The sequence below is a fragment of the Brevundimonas balnearis genome, assembly GCF_042434805.1.
In the GTDB taxonomy this organism is placed as follows: domain Bacteria; phylum Pseudomonadota; class Alphaproteobacteria; order Caulobacterales; family Caulobacteraceae; genus Brevundimonas; species Brevundimonas balnearis.
In genome coordinates this window covers 327,029-336,572 of the sequence record NZ_JBHLSW010000005.1, presented here as the reverse complement: position 1 = coordinate 336,572, position 9,544 = coordinate 327,029, and the positions used below count along the sequence as shown (strand labels likewise).

Sequence of the window (9,544 nt, the reverse complement as noted above, 5' to 3'; positions counted from 1 at the left end):
GGCGGCGTCATCTCCCTCGACGGCCGCGGCGAAACCCAACTCGCCCGTCCCACCGCCGACGGCGTGCGCGAACCCCTCAACCGCCGCGCCACCATCGACATCAACTTCTAAAGCAAGAGCGCGGGCTTCGGCCCGCTCTCCGACACGACCTGGAGCCCCCGGATCACCGATCCGGGGGCTTTTCCTTTCCGCTTCGATCAATCAGGCGACGTCAGGCGGGCGATCGGGCCGGGACGCCCACGACCCGCGCTCCAGGATCAACGTCCCGGGTGACCACGGCGCCCGCCCCGATCACCGCGCCGTCGCCCAGCCGCAGGCCCGGCAAGACGACGGCGCGTGCGCCGACCATCACCCCGTCGCCCACGCTCACGCCGCCCAGCAGCACCGATCCTGGAGCGACATGGCTGAAGGCGCCGACGACCACGTCGTGCTCGACCACAGCCCCGGTGTTGACGATCGCATGCCGCCCGATACGGGCGCGCGCCTGAATCAGGGCGCCCATGGCCACGAAGGCGCCCGCATCGATCGTCACCCCATCGCTGACGACGGCGCGCGGATCGATCACCGACCCCCAGCGGATCGAGACCAGAGTCCCCGCCGCCTCGCGACGGCGCTGAAGCTCGCCGAAGCCGAGATGATGCAGGCCGTGCTCGCCGGGCGTGGTCTCCGACCACGGCGCCGGCAGCGCGGCGGTCGGGGGCTGGGGCGAGACGAATGCGGCCACAACGCCGCCCGCCGCCATCCAGGCCTGGGCCACCACGGCCGCATGGCCGCCGGCGCCGTGAATGACGAGCGGTTCCTCGGGGATCACGGGGCCGAGGGCCTCATCGCCCCAGCCACACCTCGACCACAGCCCCGTCGGATGCGGGGCGGGACGCCTGCGACAGTCCGATCACGGCGCCGGCGGTGACGACGGCGCACAAAACCGCGATCGCCGTCAGCTTCAGCCCCTCGACCATGTCGCCCGATTCGTCGTGCATCCGTTCCCCCGCGAGGGGAAACGAAGCACGACGAACGGCGGTCTGGCAAGGCGGATCAGCCCGTGAACGGACGGATCAGGATCTCGACCCGACGGTTCAGCTGACGACCCTCGGCCGTATCGTTGGAGGCCACCGGATTGCGCGAGCTGACGCCGGCGACATAGAGCCGCTCGCGCATGACGCCGTAGTTGATCAGCGTCTGGGCCACCGAGGCGGCGCGACGCTCGGAAAGCGGCTGGTTGATCGCGTCGCCGCCGGTGGAGTCGGTGTGCCCCACGATATCGACCAGCGACCGGTCGTACTCCTGAAGCACGCCCGCCACGTCGCGCAGGGTCGCGTCGAAGCGCGGATCGATGCTGGAGGAGTTGGTGGCGAAGGTGACATCCGCCGGCATGCGCAGGATCAGATTGTCGCCCTGGCGCGCGACGCCGACGCCAGTGCCGGACAGCTCCGCCTCGAGCGCGCGCTGCTGACGGTCCATGTAGGCCCCGACGCCCGCGCCGGCGAGCGCGCCCACGCCGGCCCCGATGAGGGCGTTGCGGCGACCCTGCTCGCCGTCCGAGGTGTTGGTGAGATAGCCCAGCAGCGCGCCGATGCCGGCGCCGGCCAGGGCGCCGGTCGCGGTGTTGTTGCGGCGCGGCGTGGAGCTGTAGGGATCGGTGGTGGTGCAGGCGGCGAGCAGCGCCGCGATGGCGACGCCGGTGGTCATGAGCTTCAGGCGCATCTGGAGGTCCCCTCGCTAGGTTGTCGGGCGGGCAACGCGACACATACCGCCAAGGTTCCATTTGCCGCGCGTGGCGACCCCCGCGCAAGGGGCCGCGATCTGGCGTCATGGGAACCGGGAGACTATGAGGACGTCGTTCGAGAGGTAGCCCGATGACCGCCCAACCCGCCCCGCATCCCGTGCAAAGCGCCATCGCCCCCGTGTCCATGGCCGACTACGCCGCCGATCCGGCCGGCCTCGCCGCCGCCCTTGGCGCGTCCTTCGCCCGATACGGTTTCGCGGTGGTGGCCGATCACGGCCTGGACATGACCGCCATCCAGGCGGCGGTGGACGACGCCAAGGCCTTTTTCGCCCTGCCCGCCGACACCAAGATGAAGTACCACGAGCCGGGCACGGGCGGCGCGCGCGGCTACACGCCCTTCGGCCAGGAGGCGGCCAAGGACGCCGATGTGGTCGATCTGAAGGAGTTCTGGCACACCGGGCGCGACCTGCCGAAGGGCCATCCCTATCGCGCCATGATGCGCGACAACCTTTGGCCTGACGAGGTTCCGTCCTTCAAGCCGCACGTCCAGGCCATGTTCCAGGCCATGGATCGCCTCGGCGCCGATCTGCTGCGGGCCATCGCCCTTTATCTAGATCTCCCGGCCGACTGGTTCGCCGACAAGGTCGACATGGGCAACAGCGTGCTCCGTCTGCTGCATTATCCGCCGATCCCGGCGGACGCCCCCGGCGTGCGAGCCGGCGCGCACGAGGACATCAACGTCATCACCCTGCTGCTCGGCGCCGAGGAGGCGGGACTGCAGCTGAAGGACAAGGGCGGCCGCTGGCTGGACATCGCGCCGCCGCCGGGCGCGCTGGTGGTCAACATCGGCGACATGCTGCAGCGGCTGACGAACCACGTCCTGCCGTCGACGACGCACCGGGTCGTCAATCCCGCGCCCGAGCGGCGAGGCTTCGCCCGTTATTCGACGCCCTTCTTCCTGCACTTCAACCCGGACTTCGAGATCGCGACCCTGCCGTCCTGCGTCAGCACCGACCGGCCGAACCGCTATCCGGAGCCGATCACGGCGCAGGACTACCTGTTGCAGCGGCTGCGCGAGATCCGACTGCTCTGATCAGCGGGTGATCCTGAGGTTCTCGATCGAGCCGGCGATGCGGTCGAAGGCGTCGCCGATCGCCGAGGCGCTGTTGACGTTGAAGTAGTGGTCGTCGGAGGTCGCGCAGCGACGCATCAAGGCCTGGGCCTGGGAGTCCACCTGCACCGCGACGGTGTAGATGATGATGCCCTGGGCCTTCATGTTGCCGCACAGGTCCTCGCGCCCGGCGGTCGGGTGATCGAGCCGATTGTCCAAAGCCGTTCGGCGCTGGGCATTGCTGCCGCCGGTGATCCCAAGCCGTCCCTGCCAGACGTAGCCCTGGGCGTTGTATGTGGAATCGTTCGGGTTGCTGGTGTCGCTAAGGACGTTCTCGCCGTCGGTCATCAGGATCATGATCTTCAGCAGCCGCTCCTCGCCATAGGGGCGGCCGTCGCTGAAGGGCGCGTTCGGCGACAGGGTGTGCCAGCCCCACATGGCGCCCAGCGGCACCTGGGTGTTGCCGGTCGCGGTCATGTTGTTCACGGCGGTGCGCAGCGCCGCGTAATCGTCCGTCAGACGGATCAGCGGCTGTAGATCGCAGCCCCGATTGGGGCCGAACGAGGTGGTCAGGGCCCCCCTCGGCGAGTTGTCGTACTTGTGGTGGTATTTCAGCCGGTTGAACCAGGCTTCCGTCCTGGCCGTGCTGTTGTTGAACTTGTCAGATCCGTTGTTGCTGACGCCGTCGTCGACATAGTCGTTGGCCTCGACGTTGCGCCAGTTCTTCCAGGTGTTGTCCTTGGAGTAGTCGTTGTCGGGAATGTCCGGCGCGAAGTACGGCACGAACATCGTGGCGAGGTTCGCCGTCGAGGGAGCCGTGTCGCGGATGTCGAAGGGCTGGGCCCGCGCCTCCACACAGCCGCCCCATCGGGTGCCCAGGTCGTCGAAAAGGTCGAACCGGCCGACCGCCCCGTTGAAGATGCCGTACTGACCATGCCCGCCGGTGTGGTTCCCGTCGTTGGTCATCCAGCTGGGCCGCGCGCCGTTATTTGTCGGCACACGGACGGTCATCGAAAAGGGTACGAGCGAGATGCGCACCGCGTCGTCCTCGACGGTGCGGGCGTCCGCCGCGGCCAGGCGATCGATCAGGTCGATCGCGGCGGCCTTGGTGTTGGTGAGCTTGGTGCCGGCCATGGAGCCGGTGTTGTCCAGCACCAGCGCCACCTCGACGCGGTTGTTGGACCTCATGACCTCGCTGCTCGCGGTGACCGGCAACTGGTCGTCCAGCACCTGGCCGTAGGGCGGCAGGACGATGTCGGCGATCACGGCGTCCACGTTGGCCTTGGCGCGGGCGGTGACCACCCCCTCTTCCGACAGGGTGAAGCTGGTCGCCGTCTCTTCGAGCGTCACACCCTCGAAATTCTGCATGTTGGCGCGCAACGAGGCCATCCCGACGCGGGTCACCCCTTCGGCGTCGATATACTGGGACCGCGCCGCCGCCAGGGCCGCCGCATCCAGGGCGTCCTGCAGACTGGCGCGAACGGTCGCGGCGCGGTGGATGTCCACGCCCGCGACGGTCATCATCATCAGCGGCGGCAGCGCCAGCCCGAACATCATGGCCACGCCGCCGTCCCGCGCCTTCGCCAGACGTCCTAGCAGGCCGCCGCGTCCGGCCCGATCCTTCGCCCTGCGAACCATCGTCCTCGTCCCCTTGAGCCGTCGGTGACGGGCGCACGACCACGCGCGCTCCGGCCCGGAGGAGGAGTTTGCCGACCCCACGCTTAAGGAATGACCAGCGAGGCGGGTTAATCCGGGTTTACCCCGGCGCGCCCTTACCGGAGCACGCAGGCGTCCAGGCCGTCGCGCGCCACAGTGTTCGCCGCCGCCTGGATCCGCCCGGCGCGGCGACGGACGTAGGGCCCCGGCCGGGCGGCGTCATAGCGGCGGGGGCTGGGCAGCACCGCGGCGAGCCGCGCGGCCTCGCGGGCGGTGAGTTCGTCGGCTGATTTGCCGAACCAGTGCCGGGCCGCCGCCTCGGCGCCGTAGACCCCCGGCGCGAACTCGGCGACGTTGAGATAGACCTCCATGATCCGCCGCTTCGGCCAGAAGGCCTCGATCAGCACCGTGTAGCCGGCCTCGAGCCCCTTTCGGACCCAGTCGCGGCCGGGCCACAGAAACAGGTTCTTGGCGGTCTGCTGGCTGATGGTGGAGCCGCCTCGCATCCGCCGACCGTCGGCGTTGGCGTCCAGCGCCTCGCGGATCGCCTCGAAGTCGAAGCCTTCATGGCGACAGAAGTTGGCGTCTTCGGCGGCGATGGCGGCGCGGACCAGACGGGGCGAGATCCGGTCCAGCGATCGCCAGCGATAATCCTGGGGACGCCCCTTGAAGGTCTGCTCGACCATCAGCACCGTCGTGAGGGGAGGCACGAAGCGGTGAACGACGACGCCCCCGAGCGGCAGGAAGACGGCCGCGGCCAGGGCGATCGACAGCCACCGCCGCAGGCCTGGGCGGCGGCGCGCGGGCGGTGGCGTTTCAGGACGCGGCTCGGGACGAACGTCGGGCGCTTCGGGCGCGGTCATGGTCAAGCTTTGGCGCGGCGACGCGCGCGAGGCAAGTCGGCCGCTATTCCGGCTTGATCGAGAACTGGAAGGCCAGCAGACCTTCGCTGACGTCCTTGTCGAAGCCCTCGCCGCGAAGCTCCGAGGCGTCGATCTCGCGATAGACCACGCCGACCGAGCTCTGCACCGCGCCTCGCCGCCAGGCCATGCCGATCGATGCGTCGCCGAGGAAGGCGCCCGAGTCGTGGCTGACGCCGGAGCGGGCGTAGTCGCCGTCGCGCGTGCGGGCCCAGTTGTAGCCCACGGCGCGGCCCGAGCCGGCGGCGTACAGATACCAGCGCGAGCGGTCCCCGAACGCCTCGCCGCCGTCGCGCACCATGTCGTCCAGGTTCTCGCCGATGCGCAGCGTGGCCCCGGCTTCCAGCGCGCCCTGCCCGTCGCTGAAGTCCACCCCGGCGTGGGGCGTCAGCGTCACCTCCAGGCCGGATGGGGTCTCGCCGCGCGCGGCGTCCCAGCCGCGACGATAGTTCAGCGCCACCCGCTCATCATCGATCGCGCCCGCGAATTGCGGCGTCGGCGGCAGGGGCGACCCGTCGGCCCGGCGGAAGGCGCCCTGGCTGGTCAGGCGCAGGCGATCGGTGAAGCCGTCGCCGCCCAGGAACACCTCGCGCGTGCGGGTCGCGGTCGCCAGGCCGTCCGATCGGGGGGTCATGGGCGACAGGGGTTCGATCGGGGCCCCGAACGGCGCTCCGGCGCGGGCGATGTAGGTCGGTTCGACGTCCAGCCGCACGATCAGGTCCGCGACCGGGTCGCCCGACGGGCGGGCCGGGCGGCGCGGCGCCCCGTCGTCGAAATCATTGCTGATCCGGGCCGCGCTTCCGAAATAAGGCCGTGCGCCGTCCGCGGACTGAGCCGCGGCGCCCGTCGCCGCCAGGGCGACGACCCCTCCCAGAACTGCCGTCCACACGGCGCGCATGCGGCCTCCCCAGTCCGATGGCGTCAGGTGATCCTAACCCGTTAATGGGCCGCCGTCATCTGACGCTTTCACGACAAGCTTTCACCGCATTCCGAACGTCGCGCCCGGCGGGGAGGTTCCGCGCGCGTCAAAACGGATCGGCCTACTGACAGGCGAGGCACTCGTCATAGTCGGTGCGGGCGACCGAGAAGAGGTCCGGCTGGTTCGGATCGACCTCGGGCTCGTCGCCCTTGGCGTCCGCGCCGGCGAAGGCCGCGCGCTGCACCGACTTGGACCGCAGGTAGTAGAGCGACTTCACGCCCTTCTCCCAGGCCGACCAGTGCAGCATGTGCAGATCCCACTTGTCGATGTCGCCCGGCAGGAAGACGTTGATCGACTGGGCCTGGCAGATCTCAGGCGTGCGATCCGCGGCGAGCTCGATGATCCAGCGCTGGTCCAGCTCGAAAGCGGTCTTGAAGAGCGCCTTCTCCTCGTCGTTGAGGAAGTCCAGGTGCTGGACCGACCCCTCGTGCTCCAGGATCGAGGACCAGACCACGTCGGTGTTCTGTCCCTTCTCGTCGAGCAGGCGCTCCAGATAGGGGTTCTTGACCGCGAAGGAGCCCGACAGGGTCTTGTGGGTGTAGATGTTGGCCGGGATCGGCTCGATGCCCGCCGAGGTGCCGCCGCAGATGATCGAGATCGAGGCCGTCGGCGCGATGGCCAGCTTGTGGCTGAACCGCTCCATGACGCCGCGCTCCTTGGCGTCCAGGCACGGCCCCTTCTCCTCGGCCAGCAGGCGGCTCGCCTTGTCGGCCTCGCGGCGCAGGTGCTTGAACAGGCGCATGTTCCAGCTCTTGGCCATGGCGCTCTCGAAGGCCACGCCCTGCTGCTGCAGGAACGAGTGGAAGCCCATCAGCCCCAGACCCACCGAACGCTCCCGCTGGGCCGAATAGACGGCGGCGCGCATCTCCGGCGGCGCCCGGCGGATGAAGTCCTCGAGCACATTGTCGAGGAAGCGCATCACGTCCTCGATGAAGCGCGGCTCCTCGCGCCACTCCAGGAAGGTCTCGGCGTTGACCGACGACAGGCAGCAGACGGCGGTGCGGTCGATGCCCAGGTGGTCGCGTCCGGTGTGCAGCATGATCTCCGAGCAGAGATTCGACTGCTTGACGCTGAGCCCCAGCTCGCGCTGGTGGGCGGGCATCTGGCGGTTCACCGTGTCGGAGAAGATCAGGTAGGGCTCGCCGGTCTGGAGGCGGATCTCGAGGATCTTCTGCCACAGGGTGCGGGCGTCCACGGTCTTCATCGTCTCGCCGGTCTTGGGCGAGACCAGCGCGAAGGGCTTGCCGTCGCGAACCGCCTCCATGAAGGCGTCGGTGATGTTGATGCCGTGGTGCAGGTTCAGGGACTTGCGGTTGAAGTCGCCCGAGGGCTTCCGGATCTCCAGGAACTCCTCGATCTCCGGATGGTGGACGTCCAGGTAGACCGCCGCCGAGCCCCGGCGCAGCGAGCCCTGGCTGATCGCCAGCGTCAGGGAGTCCATCACCCGGATGAAGGGGATGATGCCCGAGGTCTGGCCCGCGCCCTTGACCTTCTCGCCGATGGAGCGGACCCCGCCCCAGTAGGTGCCGATGCCGCCGCCGTTCGACGCCAGCGCCACGTTCTCGTTCCAGACCGACTGGATGCCTTCCAGGCTGTCGCCCACCGCGTTCAGGAAGCACGAGATCGGCAGGCCGCGGTTGGCGCCGCCGTTCGACAGCACCGGCGTCGCCGGCATGAACCACAGACGCGAGATATAGTCGTAGATCCGCTGCGCGTGGTCGGCGTCGTCCGAGAAGGCGGTGGCCACCCGGGCGAACATGTCCTGATAGCTCTCGCCCGGCAGCAGGTAGCGGTCCTCAAGCGTCTTCTTGCCGAAGTCCGTCAACAGCGCGTCGCGGCTGCGGTCGATCTGCACCGACCGAACCACCGCCAGATGCGGCCTTTCGGGGGCGAGCGCCTCGCGCTCCGTCCCGAATTCCACCGACTTCAAAGCCTCGCCGCCAGCCATGTTCGTCCCGATTCCTGAACTCAATCCGGTGATGATCCCCGCGCCGAAACCACATCATCTAGTGGCCGAAGCGCTGCCCGAGCCCACATATGGGGCGCAGATGGTGAACGGGGCGTCAACGGCTTGACGTTCGTTTTCCGGGCGAATCATCGTCGCGGCGGGGGATGAGCCTGTGGACAGGCCGTGACGGCCGCGCGACGCCCGATCTCACGAAGGCGTGATCCGCGACGACGGGGCAGCGGCGGGACGGCGGGGGACCGCCTATCCTCTCCGCCATGCTGGCCTCCGTGCGCCGCCGCCTGGCGGCCGAGATCGTCGCCGTCTTCAACGACTCCTCGCGGGGCGAGCGGCCTGTGGCGCGCCGGACCGACGGTCTGTTCGGCCCGGACTCCGTCGCCTGGAGGGTGCACGGCGACGTGGTCGCCATGTTGGCCGGCGGGGTCGCGGGCCTGTTGCTGCAGATGCTGCATCCGCAGGTGCTGGCCGGCGTGTGGGACCACTCCAACTTCCGCGAGGATCTGGCCGGACGACTGAGGCGCACCGCCCGCTTCATCGCCCTGACCACCTATGGCGGTCCGGAGGAGGCCGAGGCCGCGATCGCCCGGGTGCGGTCTATCCACGGGCGGGTGCGGGGTACGCTGCCGGACGGGAGCGCCTACGCCGCCGACCGGCCGGACCTGCTGGCCTGGGTGCACGTGACGGAGACGACCAGCTTTCTCGCCGCCTACCGCCGCCTGGTCGACCCGCGGCTCAGCGCCAACGATCAGGATCGCTATTTCGCCGAGATGGCGGAGGTGGGGCGCGGCTGGGCGCCGATCCCGTCCCTCGGTCCACAAGCGAGGCGCGGGCGCTGATCGCGACCCTGAAGCCGGCCCTGAGGGTGGACGAGCGTACCCGGGAGGTGGCGCGGCTGATCCTCGACCCGCCGCCCATGAAGCCCGCGCTGCGGCCCTTCCAGCGCCTGACGCTGGACGCGGGCGTGGACCTGCTGCCCGACTGGGCGCGGCGGATGCACGGGATCGCGCCGCCGGCGCTGACGCGACCAGGCACGCGGGCGGCGGCCATGGCCTTGGGAGGCGTGGTGCGCTGGGCTTTCGAACGACCCGACGCGGCCTGACCGTCAGGGCCTGATCGGCCTATGTGAGTCGCTTTGCGATTCCGCTTGAGGCGTGAATCAGGCTCTCGCTTGAAACTGGACCGAAAT

General features: G+C 69.4%; 8 protein-coding genes and 1 pseudogene. 2 read left to right on the top strand and 7 right to left on the bottom strand.

What is annotated here, in order from left to right; genetic code table 11:
* Positions 1 to 211: 211 nt before the first annotated feature.
* Genes ACFFGE_RS08745 through ACFFGE_RS08735 form a run of 3 tightly spaced genes read right to left on the bottom strand, consistent with a single transcriptional unit; the run spans position 212 to position 1,704 of the window.
* Positions 212 to 811 (bottom strand): NeuD/PglB/VioB family sugar acetyltransferase, encoded by a 600-nt coding sequence (locus tag ACFFGE_RS08745; RefSeq protein ID WP_376835929.1) that lies wholly within the window; start codon positions 809 to 811, stop codon positions 212 to 214.
* Between the two features lie 13 nt (positions 812 to 824).
* Positions 825 to 980 carry a hypothetical protein gene (locus tag ACFFGE_RS08740; RefSeq protein WP_376835928.1) on the bottom strand — a complete coding sequence of 52 codons (156 nt, stop codon included), beginning with the start codon at positions 978 to 980 and terminating at the stop codon, positions 825 to 827.
* A 55-nt stretch (positions 981 to 1,035) separates the two neighbouring features.
* Positions 1,036 to 1,704, bottom strand: a complete 669-nt coding sequence (locus ACFFGE_RS08735) for a YiaD family glycine zipper/OmpA-like lipoprotein (protein ID WP_376835927.1) — start codon at positions 1,702 to 1,704, stop codon at positions 1,036 to 1,038.
* Between the two features lie 152 nt (positions 1,705 to 1,856).
* Here ACFFGE_RS08735 and ACFFGE_RS08730 point away from each other — a divergent pair, with 152 nt between their 5' ends.
* Positions 1,857 to 2,819, top strand: coding sequence for an isopenicillin N synthase family dioxygenase (locus tag ACFFGE_RS08730; protein ID WP_376835926.1), 963 nt, complete (start codon positions 1,857 to 1,859; stop codon positions 2,817 to 2,819).
* Here the strand turns inward: ACFFGE_RS08730 and ACFFGE_RS08725 are convergent, their stop codons facing one another.
* The 4 genes from ACFFGE_RS08725 to ACFFGE_RS08710 form a co-directional block, all read right to left on the bottom strand.
* The gene (locus tag ACFFGE_RS08725) at positions 2,820 to 4,475 is read right to left on the bottom strand and encodes a pilus assembly protein TadG-related protein (RefSeq protein ID WP_376835925.1); all 1,656 of its coding nucleotides are present in this window, start codon (positions 4,473 to 4,475) and stop codon (positions 2,820 to 2,822) included.
* A 134-nt stretch (positions 4,476 to 4,609) separates the two neighbouring features.
* Positions 4,610 to 5,356 (bottom strand): monofunctional biosynthetic peptidoglycan transglycosylase, encoded by a 747-nt coding sequence (gene mtgA, locus ACFFGE_RS08720; RefSeq protein ID WP_376835924.1) that lies wholly within the window; start codon positions 5,354 to 5,356, stop codon positions 4,610 to 4,612.
* 43 nt (positions 5,357 to 5,399) lie between these two features.
* Entirely contained in the window at positions 5,400 to 6,311 is a 912-nt protein-coding gene (locus ACFFGE_RS08715; RefSeq protein WP_376835923.1) for a lipid A-modifier LpxR family protein, read from the bottom strand.
* A gap of 142 nt (positions 6,312 to 6,453) precedes the next feature.
* The gene (locus ACFFGE_RS08710; RefSeq protein ID WP_376835922.1) at positions 6,454 to 8,340 is read right to left on the bottom strand and encodes a ribonucleoside-diphosphate reductase subunit alpha; all 1,887 of its coding nucleotides are present in this window, start codon (positions 8,338 to 8,340) and stop codon (positions 6,454 to 6,456) included.
* 275 nt (positions 8,341 to 8,615) lie between these two features.
* On the opposite strand from ACFFGE_RS08710, the pseudogene ACFFGE_RS08705 reads away from it, so the two are divergent.
* Positions 8,616 to 9,457, top strand: a pseudogene (locus ACFFGE_RS08705) (oxygenase MpaB family protein).
* The last annotated feature ends 87 nt before the right edge of the window (positions 9,458 to 9,544 follow it).

What these genes read in the sequence shown, in the direction of transcription:
- ACFFGE_RS08715 (WP_376835923.1), bottom strand. Translation starts at nt 6,311, where the DNA reads ATGCGCGCCGTGTGGACGGCAGTTCTGGGAGGGGTCGTCGCCCTGGCG.
- ACFFGE_RS08725 (WP_376835925.1), bottom strand. Translation starts at nt 4,475, where the DNA reads ATGGTTCGCAGGGCGAAGGATCGGGCCGGACGCGGCGGCCTGCTAGGA.
- ACFFGE_RS08735 (WP_376835927.1), bottom strand. Translation starts at nt 1,704, where the DNA reads ATGCGCCTGAAGCTCATGACCACCGGCGTCGCCATCGCGGCGCTGCTC.
- ACFFGE_RS08710 (WP_376835922.1), bottom strand. Translation starts at nt 8,340, where the DNA reads ATGGCTGGCGGCGAGGCTTTGAAGTCGGTGGAATTCGGGACGGAGCGC.
- ACFFGE_RS08730 (WP_376835926.1), top strand. Translation starts at nt 1,857, where the DNA reads ATGACCGCCCAACCCGCCCCGCATCCCGTGCAAAGCGCCATCGCCCCC.
- mtgA (WP_376835924.1), bottom strand. Translation starts at nt 5,356, where the DNA reads ATGACCGCGCCCGAAGCGCCCGACGTTCGTCCCGAGCCGCGTCCTGAA.
- ACFFGE_RS08740 (WP_376835928.1), bottom strand. Translation starts at nt 980, where the DNA reads ATGCACGACGAATCGGGCGACATGGTCGAGGGGCTGAAGCTGACGGCG.